Source organism: Propionibacterium sp. oral taxon 192 str. F0372, assembly GCF_000413315.1.
GTDB lineage: Bacteria > Actinomycetota > Actinomycetes > Propionibacteriales > Propionibacteriaceae > Brooklawnia.
The window spans coordinates 675,852-696,210 of record NZ_KE340297.1; the positions used below are offsets into that span (position 1 = coordinate 675,852).

21 protein-coding genes are annotated in these 20,359 nt (G+C 62.0%); 11 read left to right on the forward strand and 10 right to left on the reverse strand.

Features of this window, described 5'->3' with window-relative positions; genetic code table 11:
- The first annotated feature begins 4 nt into the window (after window positions 1-4).
- The 4 genes from HMPREF1531_RS03105 to HMPREF1531_RS12745 are packed head-to-tail and all read left to right on the forward strand — an operon-like array spanning window position 5 to window position 2,941.
- Window positions 5-898: a hypothetical protein gene (locus HMPREF1531_RS03105; protein ID WP_198010975.1), complete on the forward strand. Its 894-nt coding sequence runs from the start codon at window positions 5-7 to the stop codon at window positions 896-898.
- On the forward strand, window positions 895-1,368 hold the full coding sequence (locus tag HMPREF1531_RS03110) for a hypothetical protein (RefSeq protein WP_016668445.1): 474 nt from the start codon (window positions 895-897) through the stop codon (window positions 1,366-1,368). The genes HMPREF1531_RS03105 and HMPREF1531_RS03110 overlap by 4 nt, the downstream gene beginning before the upstream one ends.
- Entirely contained in the window at window positions 1,365-1,892 is a 528-nt protein-coding gene (locus tag HMPREF1531_RS03115; RefSeq protein ID WP_016668446.1) for a glycosyltransferase, read from the forward strand. The genes HMPREF1531_RS03110 and HMPREF1531_RS03115 overlap by 4 nt, the downstream gene beginning before the upstream one ends.
- A 23-nt stretch (window positions 1,893-1,915) precedes the next feature.
- The gene (locus HMPREF1531_RS12745) at window positions 1,916-2,941 is read left to right on the forward strand and encodes a glycosyltransferase family 4 protein (protein ID WP_084669251.1); all 1,026 of its coding nucleotides are present in this window, start codon (window positions 1,916-1,918) and stop codon (window positions 2,939-2,941) included.
- 43 nt (window positions 2,942-2,984) lie between these two features.
- On the opposite strand, the gene HMPREF1531_RS03125 is transcribed toward HMPREF1531_RS12745, so the two are convergent.
- From HMPREF1531_RS03125 to HMPREF1531_RS03140, 4 genes are all read right to left on the reverse strand, one after another.
- A complete protein-coding gene (locus HMPREF1531_RS03125; RefSeq protein WP_156860152.1) occupies window positions 2,985-3,899 on the reverse strand; it encodes a hypothetical protein in 915 nt (304 codons plus the stop codon).
- Window positions 3,900-3,914: 15 nt separating this feature from the next.
- Entirely contained in the window at window positions 3,915-4,514 is a 600-nt protein-coding gene (locus HMPREF1531_RS03130) for a glycosyltransferase family 39 protein (protein WP_016668449.1), read from the reverse strand.
- Between the two features lie 202 nt (window positions 4,515-4,716).
- Window positions 4,717-6,180 (reverse strand): Na+/H+ antiporter NhaC family protein, encoded by a 1,464-nt coding sequence (locus HMPREF1531_RS03135; RefSeq protein ID WP_051123319.1) that lies wholly within the window; start codon window positions 6,178-6,180, stop codon window positions 4,717-4,719.
- A gap of 215 nt (window positions 6,181-6,395) precedes the next feature.
- Window positions 6,396-10,814 carry a 2-hydroxyacyl-CoA dehydratase gene (locus HMPREF1531_RS03140; RefSeq protein WP_016668451.1) on the reverse strand — a complete coding sequence of 1,473 codons (4,419 nt, stop codon included), beginning with the start codon at window positions 10,812-10,814 and terminating at the stop codon, window positions 6,396-6,398.
- A gap of 302 nt (window positions 10,815-11,116) precedes the next feature.
- On the opposite strand from HMPREF1531_RS03140, the gene HMPREF1531_RS03150 reads away from it, so the two are divergent.
- Window positions 11,117-11,701, forward strand: a complete 585-nt coding sequence (locus tag HMPREF1531_RS03150; protein WP_016668452.1) for a TetR/AcrR family transcriptional regulator — start codon at window positions 11,117-11,119, stop codon at window positions 11,699-11,701.
- 136 nt (window positions 11,702-11,837) lie between these two features.
- Window positions 11,838-13,160 carry a hypothetical protein gene (locus HMPREF1531_RS03155; RefSeq protein ID WP_036897092.1) on the forward strand — a complete coding sequence of 441 codons (1,323 nt, stop codon included), beginning with the start codon at window positions 11,838-11,840 and terminating at the stop codon, window positions 13,158-13,160.
- Here the strand turns inward: HMPREF1531_RS03155 and HMPREF1531_RS03160 are convergent.
- From HMPREF1531_RS03160 to HMPREF1531_RS03185, 6 genes are all read right to left on the reverse strand, one after another.
- Entirely contained in the window at window positions 13,150-13,716 is a 567-nt protein-coding gene (locus HMPREF1531_RS03160; RefSeq protein WP_016668454.1) for a hypothetical protein, read from the reverse strand. The two genes, HMPREF1531_RS03155 and HMPREF1531_RS03160, sit on opposite strands and share 11 nt — an antisense overlap.
- The gene (locus tag HMPREF1531_RS03165) at window positions 13,713-14,396 is read right to left on the reverse strand and encodes a hypothetical protein (RefSeq protein ID WP_016668455.1); all 684 of its coding nucleotides are present in this window, start codon (window positions 14,394-14,396) and stop codon (window positions 13,713-13,715) included. The genes HMPREF1531_RS03160 and HMPREF1531_RS03165 overlap by 4 nt, the downstream gene beginning before the upstream one ends.
- Window positions 14,393-14,932 (reverse strand): hypothetical protein, encoded by a 540-nt coding sequence (locus HMPREF1531_RS03170; RefSeq protein WP_036897094.1) that lies wholly within the window; start codon window positions 14,930-14,932, stop codon window positions 14,393-14,395. Before HMPREF1531_RS03170 ends, HMPREF1531_RS03165 begins: the two co-directional genes overlap by 4 nt.
- A gap of 86 nt (window positions 14,933-15,018) precedes the next feature.
- Window positions 15,019-16,644 (reverse strand): FAD-binding protein, encoded by a 1,626-nt coding sequence (locus HMPREF1531_RS03175; protein ID WP_036897096.1) that lies wholly within the window; start codon window positions 16,642-16,644, stop codon window positions 15,019-15,021.
- A 163-nt stretch (window positions 16,645-16,807) separates the two neighbouring features.
- Window positions 16,808-16,993, reverse strand: coding sequence for a hypothetical protein (locus HMPREF1531_RS03180; protein ID WP_016668458.1), 186 nt, complete (start codon window positions 16,991-16,993; stop codon window positions 16,808-16,810).
- A gap of 131 nt (window positions 16,994-17,124) precedes the next feature.
- Window positions 17,125-17,493 (reverse strand): acylphosphatase, encoded by a 369-nt coding sequence (locus HMPREF1531_RS03185; protein ID WP_232210216.1) that lies wholly within the window; start codon window positions 17,491-17,493, stop codon window positions 17,125-17,127.
- Window positions 17,494-17,675: 182 nt separating this feature from the next.
- Between HMPREF1531_RS03185 and HMPREF1531_RS14260 the strand changes: the two genes are divergently transcribed.
- The 5 genes from HMPREF1531_RS14260 to HMPREF1531_RS03205 all read left to right on the forward strand — a co-directional run bounded on the left by HMPREF1531_RS14260 (window position 17,676) and on the right by HMPREF1531_RS03205 (window position 20,331).
- A complete protein-coding gene (locus tag HMPREF1531_RS14260; protein WP_269593233.1) occupies window positions 17,676-17,807 on the forward strand; it encodes a hypothetical protein in 132 nt (43 codons plus the stop codon).
- Between the two features lie 313 nt (window positions 17,808-18,120).
- A complete protein-coding gene (locus tag HMPREF1531_RS03190) occupies window positions 18,121-19,146 on the forward strand; it encodes a DUF6782 family putative metallopeptidase (RefSeq protein WP_016668460.1) in 1,026 nt (341 codons plus the stop codon).
- A gap of 77 nt (window positions 19,147-19,223) precedes the next feature.
- Window positions 19,224-19,532, forward strand: a complete 309-nt coding sequence (locus HMPREF1531_RS03195; RefSeq protein WP_016668461.1) for a hypothetical protein — start codon at window positions 19,224-19,226, stop codon at window positions 19,530-19,532.
- Window positions 19,529-20,041 (forward strand): DUF4919 domain-containing protein, encoded by a 513-nt coding sequence (locus tag HMPREF1531_RS03200; protein ID WP_016668462.1) that lies wholly within the window; start codon window positions 19,529-19,531, stop codon window positions 20,039-20,041. The genes HMPREF1531_RS03195 and HMPREF1531_RS03200 overlap by 4 nt, the downstream gene beginning before the upstream one ends.
- The gene (locus HMPREF1531_RS03205; RefSeq protein ID WP_016668463.1) at window positions 20,038-20,331 is read left to right on the forward strand and encodes a hypothetical protein; all 294 of its coding nucleotides are present in this window, start codon (window positions 20,038-20,040) and stop codon (window positions 20,329-20,331) included. The genes HMPREF1531_RS03200 and HMPREF1531_RS03205 overlap by 4 nt, the downstream gene beginning before the upstream one ends.
- Window positions 20,332-20,359: the final 28 nt, after the last annotated feature.

The following is a 20,359-nucleotide window of genomic DNA, read 5'->3' on the forward strand; positions in this document are numbered from 1 at the left end:
GTCGATGATCTGGTTAGTCGCGGCCATCCTGGTGGGTGCGCTCGCCGGCCTAGGCTGGTACGTGGCGAAGCACCAGTACACCTCCACGGCCTATCTGCGGTTGGTGCCTGCCGAGGAGCAGTTGGCCGCACGGGCTGCCAGCCCCGAGCGTTTCCTCCAGACCACCATTCACGCGATGATGGCCGACGAGGTGCTGGGCAACGCGACCACGAAGCTCAATGAACCGGGGTTGACCAACGAGAAGCTACGTCAGGCGATCACCATCACCGGTGGAACGCAGAGCGACATCGTCGAGGTGAAGGCCACCGCCGACTCCGATAGCCAGAGCCAGAAGAGGGTGGCTGCGGTGGTTGATGCCATCTCGAAGGTCCCGGCAAATGAGTTCACTACGAGCCTGCTGTGGATCGATCCGCCAGCCCCGACAATCAGCCCTGCGGTGGCGATCATCGGCGGCGCCGCCGGGCTCGGGCTGTTAGTGCTCATCTTCATGCTGGTACGGGCGAGCAACCAACGTCCCCTGCTCGATCCCCGCTACCTCGACCTGACATCCCCACGCACCGACATCTACCCCGAAACCTTGGTTATGGTCGACCGGCGCTACCACGTACTGCGCACCGGCCTGATGAACTGGCTGGGCGCCGAACCACCCACCCAAGTCCAGGTCGTGCCACCCCGTCCGTGGATAGCCACCTTGGAAGACGAGCTCGCCCATCCGACCACTTTGTCCGACACGCAGCCACGTCGCCAGGCCGATACCGCGGTGGTGCTGGCGGTGGTCGGAGCAGCCACCGAAGACGCCATCAACCGGACCGCACGACGTCTGGCATTCCACAACGACCAGGTGATCGTGGTGGCGGTTGACCGGCTCGCAAGCTCCCGGGATGCAGGTGAGCAATGAAATCCTCACAACCGGATGAACTCAACTTGCTGTTGATCTGCTCCAGCGGGGGTCATCTCGCCCAACTGATGAGTGTGCGGGATTGGTGGTGCAAGCATCCACGCCACTGGGTGAGCTTCGATCTGCCAGATGTCAGGGCACGACTGGCCGACGAGAGCGTGACCTGGGCATACCATCCGACGACGCGCAGCATCCCGAATCTGTTGCGCAACACCTTTCTGGCTATCCGGGTAATGCAGCAACGCCGCCCCGACGTCATCGTGTCTACCGGTGCCGGTGTTGCAGTGCCGTTCTTCCTGGTGGCCCGGCTACTCGGTGTCCCGGCCATCTTCATCGAGGTCATTGATCGCTTCGACACCCCGACCCTGACCGGTCGGATCTGCCAATGGCTGACCCCTTATATCGGTATCCAACTGCCCGAGCAACGCAAGGTTTATCCTCGGGCCCGGTTGATCGGACCAATGCTGTGAGAACCGACATCGTCTGCACCATCGGCACCGACCACCACCAGTTCGGAAGGCTACTCGACTGGCTAGACGACTGGCTGGAGGCCCACCCACAGTACCGGGCCACCACACTGGTGCAGCATGGCCAGTCGCGGCCCTCACGGCTGGCCCGCAACCAATCTTTCATGCCCTGGGCCGAGTTGGTCGAGATGATGGCCAACTGTCAGGTAGTCATCACCCATGCTGGTCCAGCCAGCCTCTTCGAGGCCCGGGCAGCAGGGCATCTGCCGATCTGCGTACCGCGTGATCCTGGTCTAGAGGAGATTGTCGACGCTCACCAGCAGCGCTTCGCCCGACTGCTGGCCCGCGATGAACTGGTCGCGCTGTGCGAGAACCGTGCCGATTTCGAGGCGGCCCTGAACCGTTTCGTGACCGACCCCGCAAGCCAGGTTGTGGAGTACGACCAGAATCGGGTCGCCCGGACCGTCGCTAATCTGGACACAATCATGGCCGAGTTCGCGGCCAAGCGAACTCGGCGACGCCGATAGGGGACAAGCCGTTGCCCACTTCCATGGTTCTCCACGTCATCCCCCACGCCAGAGCTGGCGGCATGCAGCAGGTGGCCACCGACCTCAACTCGGAGTTGCCCGCTTACGGCATTGATTCGGAGCTGATTGACCTGGCGTCGTGGACCGACGGCGACGGCCCCCGGATTGTGCGCCAGATTCGCGGCTGGCTACGGCTGATCCGCCGGTTGCGCGACCAGCGACCGGATGCCGTGCTGGCCCATACCGTATTGAACGGGCTCTACTCGTTGACCGCCGCCCGACTCGCCGGGGTAAATGATCGCTGGCTGGTCATCCACGGCAGCTACACGGCCATGGGATGGCTGCGAGTGATGATGATCAAGCTGCTATGTGCCACCGCGATGACCACCGGCATCATCTGTTGTGGGCACACGGTCAAGGAGAGCTACATGCGGCTGGGCCGTGCGGTGCGGCGTCGATTGCACGTCGTCCAGAATGGAGCCCGCCTGCCCGTCCACGATGCCTCGCGGCCCCCGGCAGATTTCAGCGCCGAGCCCGGCTTGGCACTGGTGATCGCCTGTCGGCTGGTTCATGAGAAGGGTGTTGACACAGCCATCCGCGCCTGTGCCCAGGCCAGCTCCCGAGTACATCTGACGATTTGCGGAGATGGGCCACAGCGAGAAGAGCTGGAGGCTTTGGCCCAGGAAATCGACGCTCCCGTGGAGTTCGCCGGAAACATCGACCGGACCGCGTTGGCTGAACGCTTCTCGGCGGCCGAAGCCTTCCTGCTCCCCTCCGAGTACGAGGGGCTGCCCCTGGTGCTCATCGAAGCGGCAGCGGCCGGGCTGGCCGTGGTGGCCAGCGACATCCCCGCCAATCGCGAGGTGATGGGGCCTGCCGCCATCTACTGCCCAGTCGGGGACATCGAGGAATTCACCCAGGCCATCGACCTGCTGGCGACCGATGTACAGCACCGCTGCAGATTGCAGAGCGATGGGCGCGAGCGTGTCGATCAGTTCACGGTGGACCGGATGGTGGCCGACTACGCCGCCCTGTTACGACGAGGTTGAGCCAGCGTCTTCCCGTCGCGGTTCGTGTCGCACGAGCACCGGCTCACTTGTCGTATGCACAGCCATGGTCGAGCCCATCGCCGTCCTCGGCCACCAGCCGTCCGGGTCGGCGTTGCAGTTCCACACCCTGCCATTGCCAGGTTTGCCCAGGCTTGGCCAAGGTTTCGTCCAAGAAGGCGTTCAATGTCTCAGCCGGGGCGTTCTCCCACTGCCGGTAGAGAACCACGAAGGTGTCCCCGCCGGGTTCGGCCCTGGCTGTCGCCTTGAGGGTGTCGAAGGCATGCACGTTGCGCATGTTGATGGTGTTATCCGGGCATTCCGCCAACCCGTAGACCAGCATCGGCACCACGGCGTTGTCATTGGCGATCAACAACACATCGCCGGGGTCCATCTGCTCGGCAAGTACCGAGGGCAACTGGGTGATGTCCTCGCGAGCGTATTTGGGATCGGCGAAATAGCTGATTGTCGAGACCACGTACACCGCGACGAGCAGCAGGCTGCTCACCAAGGGAATCACGTGGCGGCGTCCCGCATTCGCCCAGATGAACCCGATCAGCAGGCCATAGACCGGCCAAGTGGTGATCACATAGCGCAAGTGCATGAGCACATGGCTTTGGAAGACGCTGACTATCAGCATGAGATTCGGCACAACGAGCAGGACCAACAGCCACCACCACACTGTGGTTTCGACCTTCCTTCGCAACAACCAGAGTGATACCAGCCCGCCGACTAGTGCGGAAACAATCAGTGCGAGTCCCGGTAGATTGGCAGCCATGGCCGCTTTGGCACCCAGTGATCCAACCTCCCCGGTGGTCGGGCCGAGGGAGAGCCCGGCGACCATCGCCATGGTGTTGAAGATCAGTCGTGGGATGGGGTTGCCAGGCAGGGTATTATCCACCAGCCCTGCCAGTCCCTTGGACGTCTCGATGGCAAAGGGAAGATAGCTCAACCCTGCCACCAAATGCACCCCTGCCTAGGCCCAGAGCGGCCATTCGGTGATCCGCAACTGCCACAGCATCAACAAACCGGCAGCGACCATCAAGTAGAGGGCGGCCAGGTGCAACCAGATCATGCCGACTGCGACGAAGGCAATCCCGACGAATCGCCACAGGCTGGGGCCCTTCCTCGCCAGATCCCAGTTGAGAATGATGTAACAGACCCCCAGCAACAGCAGCAGGGAGTAACCGCGGGCCTCTTGGGAGTACCGCAGCACCAAGGGCGATCCGGCGGTCGCGAGGGCGACGGCCACGACCACGCGATCATTGCCCAGCATCCGCTTGGCCAGCAGGGCCATGGCCGGAATGGTCAGCACACCGGCCGTCATGGCGAACAACCGCATGGTGAATTCCGAAGAATTCCCAGTGACCGCGGAAGCCAAGGCGGCGAGGAGATAGTATCCCGGCGAGATGTGGTCGCACGTTGCCGCAGCCGACACCCCCTCGGCCAGTATCTGCTGGGAGCACTGAGCGGTGTACGACTCGTCCAGCCACAGTGGTGTGGTTCCCAACCCGATGATCCGCAGCACGCCACCAAAAACGGTGATCACCGCCAGCCACGGCCACGTTCGTTTCATGTCAACACGCTGCTGTGCATCCACGGGACACACACTACTGGTAGATCTGCAGCCCCGGCGGGCGAGGACACTCGGGAGAGAATCTGACATTCCCGGAGCATTGGAAGTGTGTCGCTATCGTGCCGTCCGCACCCGATGAGCGAGGCCGCCGAACGAGAGTAGTTCCAGCTGCGTGGTCTTCCCGGGGCTACATGATGCGGCATCAGGCCGGGGGAATCTCACCGGCTCCGTATTGGGCCCGCATGTCCGGCGACAGGTGGTCCATGAAGTCATTGCGTCCGATCTTGAACACGATCGTGACGCCCATCACCACGAACATCGCGAAGCAGTAGATGACCATCGGCATAACCTCAGTGCCCACCAGTGGCGCACCGGAATCCTTGGCGAAACCGAGCGTATAGATCATCGCCGGGGACCACGGCAGGCTGTAGGCCAGCACATTCGACTGAGCATCCATCAAGTTAGCCGAACGGTAAGGCGAAATACCGTATTTTCGCGACATCGGTTTCGCGAACGACGCCCCGACGGTCAGAATCGCTGGCGCATTCAGTCCCATGATCCCGGACAGGACGATGACCATGGCCGATATGGTGGCTTCGGCTCCCGAAGCTGTCCTGGCCACCTTGCCCAGTCCATTCAGTATCAGTAGATCACCCTCGCCGCGTTGCATCACGCTGATCGATCCAAAAAGCAGCAGGGCCAGCATGATGACCTGGATCATGCTCACCAGACCGTCGTACAGCACCCCGCCCACGACGCGGTCCAAGCCCTCCCCGCTCACCGAGATCACCGCTGGCAGCGTTGATACGGAGTCGATATGGACGAAATCGATCAGCCCGGCAGGTATGGCGAAGACGAATCCGACGATGATGCCAACCGAGGTGGCGATGATGATGTCCCCCTTCTTCACCGCAACCCATATGGTGATGATCACCGGAACCAGCATGATCAAGGTCATCGGATTGTACTGAGCCGATGGGGCCACCGCGCTGGCATCGACCCCTTTCACGATGCTGAGGATGACGAACACCGGAATGGTAATGGCCAGAGCGGCCACACAGTACTTGAGGCGTGATCGAACGACCCCCGGCACGTCGACCCCCTGGGTGGTTGCCGAACAGATGGTGGTGTCGGAGATCGGGGCCAAGTTGTCACCGAAGGCAGCCCCCGAGATGATCGCACCGGCCAGCAGCGGGTGGTTGCAGCCGAGTGCGACGCCCGCTGGATAGAGCACCCCCATACCTGCGGCGATGGTACCAAATCCGGTGCCCGATGCCGTGGCGAAGACCGCAGATGCCAGGAAGGTGATCACCAGGAACAGGGTGGGACCAACACCCACTCCCGACGCGACACCGGCAATTCCGGAAGCCAGGCCGGATTCTCGCAGCACCCGGGAGAAGACCCCCGCGAAAATCCAGCACACGACCGGGATCAGACATTCTTTTCTCGCCATTCCCGAGATGACGACCTCCGAATAGTGCTTTTTATCCTTCGCCAAGAAAAAGGGCACCAAAATCGCCACGAAAGCCGGCACCCACAACGCCCCGTCTGAGATCGAGCGCCACACGAATGTCGTCAGAAAAATCAGGGCGATGAAAACACCGAAGGGCAGTAACGACATCGCCCTACCCCCATGGAATTCGAGTCTTCGCGCGCCATCATCCATTTCAATCTCTCCCTTTAAAACCGCGACGGTCACCATTGACCGCCGATCAGGCACAGTGACAGAAGGCACATATCTGATCCGCATCAGGAGATCCCGGCAACCGAGCACCTTCCGTTTGCCGTCAATCTATCGGATACAGCACTGTATCGCAGCGGATTCAAAGTCCTCTCACCGCTGGGGAGACGCCCGTGACCGCACCGGTCACGGGGACATCCTCAGTGGCTGTTGCCACAGCCTCCCCCACAGCAGCCCCTGGACCCTGCAGGGTTCGCACCGGCTCCCACCGGGGTCAGCGGCAGCATCTTCGGGCTGCCGGGCCCGGAGGGTACCCCGAACTGGTCGGCATCGCTCCAATCTGCCAGCTGTCCAGATGTCCCGGCCATCTTGTGGGCGGTGGCCACCATCAACTTGATCCGGTTGAGCTGGTTCACCTCAGAAGCGCCCGGGTCGTAGTCGATGGAGACGATATTTGCCTCCGGGTGTTGGCGACGGATCTCCGCGAACATACCGCGCCCCACCACGTGGTTGGGCAGGCAGGCAAAAGGCTGGGCACAGATGATGTTCGGGGTGCCGTGCTCGATAAGTTCGATCATCTCGCCGGTGAGCAGCCATCCCTCACCAGCCTGAGTACCAAGGGAGATCACGTCTTGGGCCTTGGCTGCCAAGGCATCGATCTTCTCCGGCACATCGAATTTGGCGTTGGTGGCCGCCAACGCCTTGCGCATCGGGCGCTCGAACTGCTCAATGAGCCAGATCAGCGACTTCTGGGTGAGCCGACTCTTCGTGGTGCCCAGCCCGAAGGTGTCGTGCCTGTAGTCGGCGGTGTACATGCCTTGCAGGAAGAAGGCCATGAGACCGGGCAGCACTGCCTCGCATCCTTCCTCCTCGATCACCCGCACCGCATCATTGTTGGCATCGGGTTGGAATTTCACCAAGATCTCCCCGACCACTCCGACCCGCGGGCGACGCGGCACGTCGAGCAGGTCAAGGCCACCGAACTCCTTGACGATCTGCTTGATCATCCATGTGTAGCCAACACGACGGTTCAGCGTCGGAGAGAATCCGCCATTGCTGAAGAATTCCCGGGTGATGGCATCCCACCGGGCATACAACTCCATCGCGGAGCCCTCCACCCGCTCATAGGGGCGCACCCGCAATAGCACGTTCTGCAGCAGGTCACCGAGCACCAGCCCTTGGATACAGCGCACCACCAGCCCTGGGGTGATCCGGAACCCGGGATTGGATTCCAGTCCCTGGGCCGAGACTGCGAGCACTGGTACTTGCGGGTATCCGGCATCTTTCAAGGCTTTTCTCAGCTGGCCGACGTAATTCGTCGCCCGACACATGCCGCCAGTCTGGGTAATCGCGACGGTGGAGGCATCCGGATCGGCCTCCCCCGACAGGAACTTGTTGAGCAACTGGCCGATCACCATGATCGCCGGATAGCAGGAGTCATTGTTGACGTATTTCAGCCCCACCTCCACGTCGGCAGCCGAGGCATGTTCCAGCACCTCGACATTCATCCCCGATGCCCGGAAGATCGGTTCCAGCATCCTGAAATGGATGGGCGCCATCTGCGGGGCGTAGACGGTGTGGGTCTTGCGTTCGGCAAGACCGAACACCGGGTTATCGCCGGTGGTGTCGATCTCGGCAGCAGGGGCCCGGACCGGGTGTTCTGCCGTGGCGGCTTGCAGCGAGCGCAGGCGGATTCTCGCGGCCCCCAGGTTGGATATCTCGTCGATCTTGAGCACTGTATACACATCGCCCACCCGTTCCAAGATCTCCTGGACCTGGTCGGTGGTGATGGCATCGACCCCGCATCCGAAGGAGTTCAGTTGCACCAGGTTCATGTCGGGTTCGGTTCCCACCTGAGCAGCTGCCTCGTAGAGCCTGGTGTGGTAGACCCATTGGTCGCGCACGCGCAGCGCCTTGCGGTCCAATTTCGAATGAGTCATGCCCGAGGTCAGCGCATCCTCCGAGAGCACCACGCAACCCAGGGTCGTGATCATCTCCGGAATGCCGTGGTTAATTTCCGGGTCAATGTGGTACGGCCTACCAGCCAGCACGATGCCACGCATGTGGTGCTCGCGCATGTACTGCACAGCGCGGTCGCCCTCGGCCTTGATGTCGGCGCGCACCTTGTCGAGTTCCTCATAGCCAGCCTTCACCGCGGCCTTCGTCTCGGGGAGGCTCACATTCCAGTCGGCGAAGATCTCCACTAGGCGCTCGGCCAGCTTGCCTGGATTGTCCAAAGACACGAAGGGATCCAGGAACCGTATCCCGGGATCGGTGCGCAGCCGCTCGACGTTCTTGGCCAGCACCTGCGGGTAGAAAGCGACAATTGGGCAGTTGAAATTATTATCGGCGTTGTCGAATTCCCGGCGCTCATAGTTCACACACGGCATGAAGATCGTCTTGATACCCTTATCGAGTAACCATTCGATGTGCCCGTGGGCAATCTTGGCGGGGTAACAGACATTCTCGGATGCGATCGATTCCATGCCATTCTCGAACAATTCATGGTTCGAGCGCCCGGAGATGACGACCTTGAAACCCAGCGATGTGAGCACCGTGAACCACAGCGGGTAATCCTCGTACATGCCCAAGGCGCGCGGGATACCAATCTCCCCGCGGGTGGCCTTTTCATCGGTAAGGCGACGGTAGCCGAATACCCGCTTGTATTTGTAATCGTAGAGATTCGGAATTTCCGACTTCTTGGGTTTGGCCTCCAGCGAGGCACCACGTTCACAGCGGTTCCCGGAAACATGCCGGGAACCGTCGTCGAAATTGGTGATGGTCAGCTTGCAGTGGTTCTGGCACAGTCGACACACCCGCTGAGAACTGGTCACCTCGAAGGCTTCCAGGTTCCGTGACATCATCGCCGAGACCTGGGAAGGATCATCAGTGTGCTGCTGGGCGGTCAGCGCCGCCCCGTAGGCACCCATCAGTCCGGAGATGTTGGGGCGGATCACCTTCACCCCGGTCTGGAGTTCAAAAGCGCGTAACACCGCATTGTTGAGGAAGGTGCCCCCCTGGACCACGACCTTGTCGCCCAGTTCACTGGCGTCGCGCAGTTTCATCACCTTGTACAAAGCATTCCGCACCACCGAATAGGACAGCCCGGCCGAAATATCGGCCATCGATGCGCCTTCTTTCTGGGCCTGCTTCACCGAAGAGTTCATGAACACGGTGCACCGCGACCCCAGGTCGACAGGGTTCTCCGCGTCCAGCCCGGCCTTCGCGAAATCCTGGATCTTGGTGTTCATGGTGGCCGCGAAGGTCTGCAGGAAGGAACCACAACCCGCCGAACAGGCCTCATTCACCGAGATCGAGTCGACGGTATTGTTGCGGATCTTCAGGAATTTCATGTCCTGGCCGCCAATATCGATGATCGAGCTGACCCCGGGCGCGACCTTGGCCGCCGCCCGGTAGTGGGCCATCGTCTCGATCTCCCCCTCATCGGCGTGCAACGCGGCCTTGACCAGTTCCTCTCCATAGCCGGTGACGCATGACCTCGCGATGTGGGCACCTGCGGGCAACTGGGCGATAACCTGCTTGGCGATGTCGACCGCGGCCCCCACCGGATCGCCCTCATTGGAAGCATAGGTGGAGTGGACGATGGTGCCCGCCGAGTCGAGAACCACCGATTTGATGGTGGTCGATCCGGCGTCGATGCCCAGCCACACCGGTCCGCTGACCCCCTCCAGAGTGCTGGTGGGGATCGACTCGGCCTCATGGCGGGTCATAAATTCGTCGAATTCCTCCTCATCGAGAAACAGCCGACGCATGGTGCGGGTGCTCGTCGCGATGTCCTTGGCATCCTCCAAGGCGGAGGCCAAATGCGGTAGGGACAAAGCCGGACCGGTAGCGCAGAAGGCGGCGCCCAGGGCGACGTAAAGCTGGGCCTGGTCGGGGACCACGTAGTCGGTGACGTTGTCGGCGAGTACCCGCTTGAAGGCGGCCCGCAGTTCTGGCAAAAAGTGCAGCGGACCACCGAGGAAGATGACCTTGCCGCGGATCGGGCGCCCACAGGCCAGACCTGCGACGGTCTGAGTGGCGACGGCCTGGAACACCGAGGCTGCGATGTCCTCGTGGCGGGCTCCTTGGTTGAGCAGGGGTTGTACATCGGTCTTGGCGAACACCCCGCAGCGGGAGGCGATCGGGTAGAGGTTCTCGTATCCGGCCGCCAGGTCGTTAAGGCCGGATGCGTCCACCTTCAGCAAGGTAGCCATCTGGTCAATGAAGGCCCCGGTGCCCCCTGCACAGGTGCCGTTCATCCGCTGTTCGGGGGTGGGATGCAGGTAGGTGATCTTGGCATCCTCGCCGCCCAGTTCGATCATCACATCGACTGCGGGGTTCCATCTTTCGATGGCCTCGGTGGAGGCAACGACCTCCTGAACGAACTGAATATCCATGATCTTGGCGACGGCCAACCCACCCGAGCCGGTCATAGCGACCTTGACTAGATCGTCGGGGAAACGAGCCTGGACATCGCGCAGCAGCCGCGCCAACTCACCGCGCACGTCGGCGTGGTGGCGCCGGTAGTCACCGAAGACGATTTCCCGCCCGTTGGTGACGACCGCCTTGACTGTCGTTGAACCGACATCGAGTCCTAAGGACAACGTCTCGCTCATGCCCACCTCAATCACACCGAGGGCAGAATGACCACCGCCGAAGCAGAACGATCATTCTGTTGACCTCCCCATGATATGCACCTTGCGGGCCGATCACGCCACTCGATCTCCCAGATGACCGCGCGAAGTCCTCTGACCACGGGAAACTCCGCATCCAATATTTTTCGATGCGCCGGAACGAAACCTTTTATCCGCAGGAGAACGTCTCCCGGACGGTGCACGAACGGATCTCCTGCCCTTGCGCGCCGACCGGAAGCCTCCGCGTCATCGCGTCGAGCACCACCACGACTAGGCTGTGACGCGTGTCCGACCATTTGTCTAGCCGAGACATCATCATTGAGGCCGCTGCGGAGTTAATCCGCACCCACGGTGTGGCGGGCATGTCAATCTCCCGGCTCATCAAGGCCTCCGGGACATCGACGGGAGCGATCTACCACTATTTCTCTTCAAAGGAGGACATCGTGGTGGAGGTCGCGCGTCAAGCGATCGCCTGGCCCACTGGGGCTCTTGAGGCCTGGCGGGGAGCCCCTGCATCACCATCGGCTCTGGCCACCTACGCGATGGATGCAGTCAGCGCTGCTCCCGAGATCGGGGCCTTGCTAGCCCAGCTGGCGGCGGCATCGGCCACCGACGACGCTCTCGGGCGGCGACTGCGGGCAGAGTTCGCCGTCCTGGGCAGGGCACGGGATGCCACCGTGAGCGCCTGGGCCGCGGAACATGGCATCCCCGCGGAGGCAGTGGCCGGGCACGGTCAACTCATGTCTGGCCTAACCCTGGGGTATATCTCCCAGAAGCTGCTCGTCGCCGGGTTCGACGAGGTACGTTACCGCGCGGAGGCTGCCGCTGTCCTGGAGGTGAAGATCCCGCAGGACGGGGAGATCCCGTAGCGGGGCGGCAATCCCCACCGACGAGTTCCTCGGAACCTGGCGCCGTTGACCGGCCAAGACCAGAGCTGGGGCATGCGGCGATAGAATCGTGCCGGACCCGGCCACTGCTGCAACCTGGAACCGACATAATGTCCACGTGAGCACCTTTAAGGAGTTCGGTGACCTGTTCCGGGGCACCGTGACGTTGTGGTGGCGTTCTCTACCGGTGATCGGTTTGTGGTGCGTCATCGGTTGCCTGCTGCGCGAGACGTGCACCGCCGTTTCGGTGGCACTTGGCTCCGACCACCGGATCTTGGCGAGCATCATGCTCGTCCTCGGTCTACTGATCTGGGTGACGACCCTGGTCGTCATGCTGCAGGTCATGCGGCCCTATCTGGCCCACGTTACCGAAACCACCGCCCCCACAACGGAGAAACCTGTTGTCAAGGGCCCCTTGGACGATTTGGTGCATGCAGTGGTGCCTTTCCTGGTGATCTATGCGGTGTGGGGCCTCGGCGAGGAAGAGGCCACTCGCGCCATGCAGGCAAATCTGCTGACCCATCCCGGGAATATCGAGCAGTGGTCGATCTCACTGGCTCATTGGCAACTGTATTTAGTGATGGCAGTCATCGGTTGGGGCATGGCCCTCGTGATGGACAAGGTCAACGATCACCACGACACCTTCGTCGGCACCATCGTCCTCTTCTTGGCCAGGGGCACCACGGTGCTCTGTTCCTTCCTGGCCCTGCGGTGGCTGGGCGCCCAGGCCTTGGGTTGGATCCAGAAGAGAGTTTTCTGGTACTGGCTCATGGGAGCCTGGGACTCGATGGTCGGACTGCTTCCCCATTGGCATCTGCCCTTCGACCTGACCCTCCCGGAAGCCCTGAACAAATTCATGAAGGCTTTGGGTGAGGTCATCATTCCTCACACCTTGGACGTCGTGCTGCTGCCCTTGGTATGGGTGGCGATGGTTGCGGCCGTGCACGGTTGGAGAAATCTGGGCACATCCCTCGCCGTCAACGAGCATGAGAGCCGACTCGTGGAACGCGTCGACACGGTGCGCCGCGCCAAGTCGGTCCAGCGGGTGGGCATGGTCAGCTCGGGTGGCCCTTTGGGACTGGCCGTCGGCTACCTCAGGAACAATCTCAGCGACCTCGAACCAGCCATGCAGGCCTTCCGGCTCATCATCAGGTCGGGACCGCGCTTCGTCGGTGCCTATCTGGTGCTGGCGGCCTTCGTCACCCAGATCAGTCCGGTGCTCACGCACTTGGCTGAGTGGCTACTCGAATCCCAGTCATTACCTCAAATGACGCGCTGGGAACCAGTCATCTCCTTCATTACGACCTTCCTGGCCACCACCACGGCCATGGCCTTATATTCCAACACCTTCGACGCAACGGTGGAGAACATGCTGGAAGACAGCCAGAAACCCCCACGGCAGGCGGTGCCGGTGACTGGAACTTCCTGGATCACGTCCTGAACTCGACCGCTCGCAGCGGAATCCCCAGGACGACCCTGGCCGTCATCGGCTGAGCGGCAACCTCACCCGGGACCTGCCACCACACGCCCAGATCAAACTCGGTTCCGGCGGGAATGGTCTTCTCGCCGACCAGGTGGCCTCCGTAGCAACTGGTGCTGCCGTTGACCGCCATGGTGGAGTCAGGACTCGGCACATAGACGGAGTCCATGGTGTGCAGTTCGAAAGCGCAAGGCGTGCTGTAGCCCAGCCCGTCCACCTCGAAACGCATGTGCAACGACAGGGCGACCCACGCCGATCCCTCGTCGGGGGTAATGGGGGAGCCGGATCCCGCGGGCATCTCGCCAACAGAGGTCAGTGACACATGGTCGAAGCGTATTCCCTCGATCGACACCGACTCCCCCGGCGCAATGCTGGTGCCAGGCACCGGGGTCTGAAGATGCGCCCGGTACAGGCCGAGAATCACCATGAAGGCGAGCACGACGACGAAGACGATGCCGAAGAGCAACCAGGTGAGCAGGCTAGGACGGGGTGGCTGCTGGACACGATCCGGGCTCATCTCGTCACCTGGATCCTGCTCTTGGGTCCAGTGAGCAGCGGTGATTCCTCGGCGCCCGCTGTCACGTCGGTTATCCGCACGGCGCTGGTCAGGAAGGTGATGAACTGGGTCTTGGGGCCAACCTGGAAGTCAGCACCCTGCTCGGCTCCGAGAGGAACCTCGAACAGGCTGGCGCTATAGCCGGTATAGCCGGGTTCCACCGTGGGGACGGCCGAGGAGATCGCCTCGGGCCGCTCGCCGTACCAGGTTCCGTCGTCGGTGACCAGACCCACCTTGGAGATGGTCTGCGCACGATGGCGCGCATCGAGGTGCCAGTGCACCAGCACATAACGGTGCTCGGTGGTCACACGACCGCGCCCGGATCCGCCCTCGAAGGAAACTCCGACCTCCACCTTGTCCACGGTCACCGAGTAGTCCGGGGTGTCTACCGCCTGGCCCACGGTCCCAATGTGGGTGTGCGCATTGCCGTCCGCCACAGACTCGCCCAGGTTGGTGACGGCGAAAACGATCAGCAGACTTACCACCAAGGCGATGACACCACCGACGTCCTTATTCCTGGCGGGCCGCTGGTCCGGCTGCCGCGTACACAGATCTTCCTCGAAAGGTCTGGCTGAGGCGATCGGTCGTCCGTCAGTGAATTGCGGCCTGAGAGGGGAACTCCCCTGAGGTTGGTAGGTCATCCCTGCTCCACTGTCAGTTTTACGGCATTGATCTCGCGGCCCAGAGCCCAACCGTGGGAAACCAGACCGGTGCTCTCCGACTCATCACCGAGCCGCACAGTGACCTCATCCCCGGTTTGCGGAAGCTCGGTCGCCTTGACCTGGGCGACCACGCGTCGCGGAACCCCGGGATCCATGGAGATAGTGCCACCGTTGGCATCGCGCCAGATGAGTTCCTGAACCAGTTCATCCCCGACGGATACCGCGACGATCCGGTCCCCCGGCCGCGAAAGGGTTTCCTCCCAGAGGTTGGTCAGGGTGAACCACACGCGCAGCACTTTCTCGTCCGAGTAATCTTTGGTGGCCAACTCCGCCCGGTCTACCCGGAACTCCCACCTGGTCGTGCGTTGGGGTTCCCCCGGTTGCACGTAGCCGGGAGGAGTATGCACCGGCTCGAAACCGCCAAGGACCGCCACAGTCCCGGCGAGAGCACCGAGCAGGACCAGGGAGATCGTCCACTGCAGGATGCCCCGACGCGCTCTGTCGCTGAGTTTCACGTACCCAGAGTAAGGCACCGCGGGTCGTTGCTGTCCTGGTGGGACGGACCGGACCATCACGCAGCATCCGGTAACCGGCTTCATGTTCAGCTGATCGAGGCGGCAGCCAACCGAGCGAAAACCATCGCCTCCGATAGCCCCGCCCCGGGGGCTGGATCCATGTCGGAAGTGACCGAGGCGGCTGCGGAACCGACGGCCCATAGACCGTCCATGACGTTTCCATCAGTGCGCAACACCCTAGCGTTCTCGTCGACGACCAGACCACCCTTGGTGCCCCGGTCCCCGGCCACCACCCGCACCGCATGGAAGGGGCCTTTCGATAGGGCACCCAGGCTGGGGTTGGTGTTGCGGTGCTTGCGTCGCGCTGCGGGAACGACGCCAGTGCGCGGTCGTTCCAGGGCACCTTCACCGCGGCCGTGGTCGTCGTCGTGACCGCTTGCCACCAAGTCATCGAAGCGTTCCGCGGTGGCTTGCAGCCCGGCGACGTCGATGCCAACCTTCCAAGCGAGTTCCGGCAGGGTCCGGGCGGTGGCCACCATGGTCTCCCGTTCAGGAGTGTTGGGCAGTTTCCCGGGAGCGAAGGGACCGAGCCGGTTGCGGCGCCGGTGATCCTGGTCAATCACCAGCCAGGCCCCATCGTCACCGCACCGGCTCAGGGCGCGGCAGATCTCGTCGGGGCGTCCGGTCTCGTCGACGAACCGGCGTCCGGAGGCGTCAACGAGGATGCCGTGAGGGGCGGCCAATGCTGCGGTGGCATCCCAGGCCTGCCCTGCCGGATCCCATAGGGCGGGGACCGGCCATAGCCGGTCCATCCCGCCGAGTTGCAGACCGAGTTCGGCTGCCCACTCGACATGACGTGCGCCCTCGCTGCGACGCGGCCCGACGGTCCGGGCTGTTCTCGGGGATGCGGGAATGTGTTCACGCCGAGTCCGGGCGTCTGCTTCGAAACCCCCTTGGGCGAGAATCACCCCTCGGGGGGCGAAGACCCGCATCACGCGGCCCGAGCGTTCTAGCACCACCCCGTGCACCCGGCTGCTAGCAGACACCAGGAGTCGTTGTGGACAGGCATTCCACCAGATGCTCACCTGGAGCCGCTGGCAGGCCGCGAGCAGCCCGGCGATCAGGGCCGCTCCCCCGTTCAATCGTCGTCTCCCACTCATTGCCGAGAGCTGCTGGACCGAGCGCCCGAAGCGTCCCAGCGATACGTCCTCATCCCCGCGACCTTGGGGCAGGCGGTCGGCAAGTTGTCCGATAGCCGATGCGTCGAGGGGCCGTGGCTGCCACACACGCCCGCTCGTCCGGGCGCTGGGAACCTCGGGCCGGTTGTCGGGCAGCCCGGCATTGCTGAGTTCTATACCCAGTCCGGTGAGCCACTCGGCGAGCGGGGCGGTGTTGTTCAGGTAGGCCAGACGACGCGGGGCGGTGGAGGTGGCATCGAAATCACCGACGACTCGGTCGAAGTAGTCCCGCGCGGAGGCATAGCCGTCGCCGCTGATCTGGCGTCCGGGCAGCCACAGAAATCCCGGCCCGTATGCCTCGGGCCCGCCCAAGGTTTCGGAGGGTTCGACGAGGAGCACCTCCCACCCGCACAGCCGGGCCCGGATGGCTGCGGTCAGGGCTCCGGCTCCGGAGCCGATGACCACGAGGTCGGTCATCTGGTCGGCGGCGGGCAGTTGATCGGGGATGACCGGCAGACCGGTCTGGTTGCTCATTCGTGGCATCATGGGCATCCTCTCGTGGGCAGGGACATGCGCCGCGGGTTCCGCCCTCGCATCTCCTCGTCGTATGCCGTGCCTGGTCTGGCCCGGGGGCAGGAACCGGAGGGTCGCCCCATCCGGCCTATGGATCCCGCATCCGACCGGGGAAACCGAATGATCACGACGACCCACCCATCAGAGCCACAGCCAGCAGCGCCACACCACCCAGCAACACCAGCGCGGACCCTCCCACCAGGATCCAGTCCACCCGGCGCCGGGACACGGCAGGGATGCGCCCCGCAAGATCGCCGAGGGGCTCACCGTAGAGCTGACGCTGGACTTCGCGGTTCTGTTCGACTGCCATCAGCAAGCATCCTAACGGCCCCATCACCTCCGAGGACCAGGATCCGCGCAGACGGGAACAAGACACGAGCAGCAGCGGGACGGTGGACCGCGAGGGCCCCGGGAGGACCGGAACCACCGACCATCAAGGAGTCACCGCACCGTGAACCCGATCAGACCCGGGTCATGCGGTACGGCATACACCCGCAGTTCCCGGACCTGTGCCCAGCGGGGACCTTCGCGCAGCCATTCGACGAAGGCATCGATCACGGCTGCCTCTCCATGGGCGAGCACCTCGACGTGGCCGTCCGGCAGATTGCGCACCCATCCGGTCAGGCCCAGGGCCTCGGCCCGGTGTAACGTGGACCAACGGAACCCCACGCCCTGGACACGACCACCGACCAGGACGCGGACACCCCGCACCTCACCCATGATCCAGCCCTCCCGCTGACGAACACCGATCCATCCATTGTCGGCATTCCCCGGACCGATGGGGTAATTCCTGTGGCATACAGAGGCCACCTGGATAGTATGCCGGTTCCCGACGAGGGATCACCGAAGTTGCCGTCGTCCTGTGATGGCCGGATGCTGCTGGATGGTTCACCGCCTGCCTGGCCGGTCACGGCGATAGAGAACTTGATGTTGGCCGGTTGTCCGGCCAGGAACTTCTTCTGCTCCAGCCCACTGCGTAGTAGTAACCATCCATGGACAACCCGACGCTGTTGCCAAAGTACATCCTCAGTTCCCTGGGCGGGACCGTGCACGGCCAGGCTGTCCGGGTATTCAACCGTTCCAGGCTGGAGGTGAGCGATCTTTGTCCTTTGCGTCGTAAGTAGCTACCTCCACCGGCCTCGGCAAAGCACGCCAACTGCTCACGAGCGGCATCGTTCGCCCGAAGCCCACCGTATCGATCTAGCCATCGATGCCACTGTTCCTGATCTGCTGCACCTTGCCGCACGAATCGGGATCACAGGTTTGTCGGAGACCAGGATGATGTGCCGTTTACCCGGATCACCCAGGTCCTTGGCAGCTCCAGATCAACGGTTCGCTCCGAAGACCTTACCTACCCGGGAGTTGAGTACCGGGGCTCAGAGCGATATGCGCCCGCGACCCGATCCGGAATAATTCACAAAATATTAACATGGTGCCATGAGCGACTGGGTATTTGCGGCTACGGGAGTGCATCCGCCAGCGGTGGCCCCTGAAGAGTTGGACAAACTGAACGAACGCTGGCACACCCTCACCACCAAGGTCCAGGAATCCACAACCACCACCGGCAAGATCATCTCAGACATCACCACCCACAACACAGGTGAAGCCGCCGACGCATTCACCTCGTGCATGAACGCCAGCGGCATCCCCACCAGACTCACCACCTTCCAACAACACACCAACACCATCGAACAAGCCCACACCACAGCCAGCTCCATCCTGCACGACACCACCACCCAAATGCAGGCAAAAGCAGCAGAACTCAACACAAACCTCCGCCGCGCACTCACCACCCCGAACCTCCAAACCCCCATCACACTCTTCACCCTCCTCAAAAAAGCCCAACAAGACCTCCACACCATCGACACCACAAACGCCCAAGCAATCACCAACGCCTATCAGGGAATCGAACAACATAACTTTGATTCTCCTGACGCAGCAGACGCTGGAAGCGACCGCGGAACACCCAAAGAAGATGTCGCCGAAAAGTGGAAAGCAATGGACAATGCAACCAGGATGGCCGCCGCCCAGAAAATCGTTGACGAACAATTCAGATATTACGGGATGGAACCGATAAAGATCACTTGGGATGACACACTCGACGGCAGTGGGGTATGGGAGGAAGACACCCAAATGATCAAGATCAACCCGAACGAGTTGAGCGATCCCGACATATTACACACACTCGCCCACGAAGTACGCCATGCAGCACAGCACAAGGCAGTCAGAGAAAAGATGACCCTCGACACCCTATTCATTCCTTCCAAAGAGTACTTCATGAAAAAGTACGGAGCAACACCGAAAGAAGTTGAACTATGGGAGAGTAACTTCAACAATTACATCAAACCTGATGAACACTTCCCGGGCTATCTGGACCAGCCGGTCGAGGTGGATGCGAGGCAATACGGAAAACAATTCGTCAAAACTCTGACTGTCGAGAAACTAGAAGAATATTGTCAGTAGTTTCGGCATCGACATATTCGTCGCTTCACTTCTGACACCAAGTCACCACCCATTCACGCACACAAAGGAGAATGATCATGGAGTTCAGTCCATCGAGCTGGGAGCAGGGGGCCCAGCAACTGTCCAGTGAATTAGACACCTTCGTGGCCGCAGCCAAGCAGGTGTTCGAAGCCACCGTCACCGGTGGCAGCAGCAACAGCGCCACCGATGCTGCTTTGGCAGCTGCCCTGGCGAAGGTCAATTCGGTAACGTCCAGCACCATCGACGAGATCACCACGACGGGACGCAACCATGCCCGGATGATGCAGGAGACCGCGGACGACTACCGGGCGGTTGAGGAGCATGCGGTCGAAATTGCCTCCCAGCTCAAGGATCTGATCGCATGACACTCGGTGAACTGCTCAGCCAATACGTCGCCAACCCGGATCACAGTACCTTGACCCCACTGCAACAGGCAGTCATGGACGCAGCCAACTACGACCCGCTCGTCCTCATCGAGACGAGGCTGAATCCATTGTTTGAGGCATCCGATCACCAAGGAATCATCGACCTCCTGCACAGGCAGATGCCAGGACTGTTCCTCAGCCCCACTGTTCACGCCTATTTGTCCCAGGCACACCAGGAGCTCGGGGACGAAACCGGGGCACAACGCGAACGGCAGGCAGCCCAACTGGCGATGCAAACCCTGATCTCCAGCGGGAACGGCAGCCACGAGAAGCCATACCGTGTGCTGCGGGTCAGCGACGAATACGACGTACTGACATACTTGGAAGCCACTAGCACCAGTCAACGAACTGTTGACGAGGACAACCGCGTTTTCGACGTGCTCACCACCACGGACGGTACCGAGGTGTGGTTCGAGTTGCTGTGGCGGAATCGGGGAGCAGCGTCATGAAGACCAACACACCGCCGTCCATCGAACGTCGCGCCGAGCGCTGGGACAAACGCATTGAGGTCCGAGCTGGGGTGGATCGGCTCATCTCGATCAGTATTGATCCGTTCCTGCTGCAAGGCGATGAGTTGCGTAAAGTGTTGCGCCTTACCGTCGACGCCGCGAACGAAGCCCTCGCAGGCGCCCAGCAAGATTTCCAGCAGGTCGTCGAACGTGCGATGAGTTCTGGGGCGGATATCGATGCAGAAGCGATCCGAGCAGCCCTGGGCAGCCGAACAGCACCAACCTCCTGAAGAACAGCCAGAACCGCTGATTTCCCCG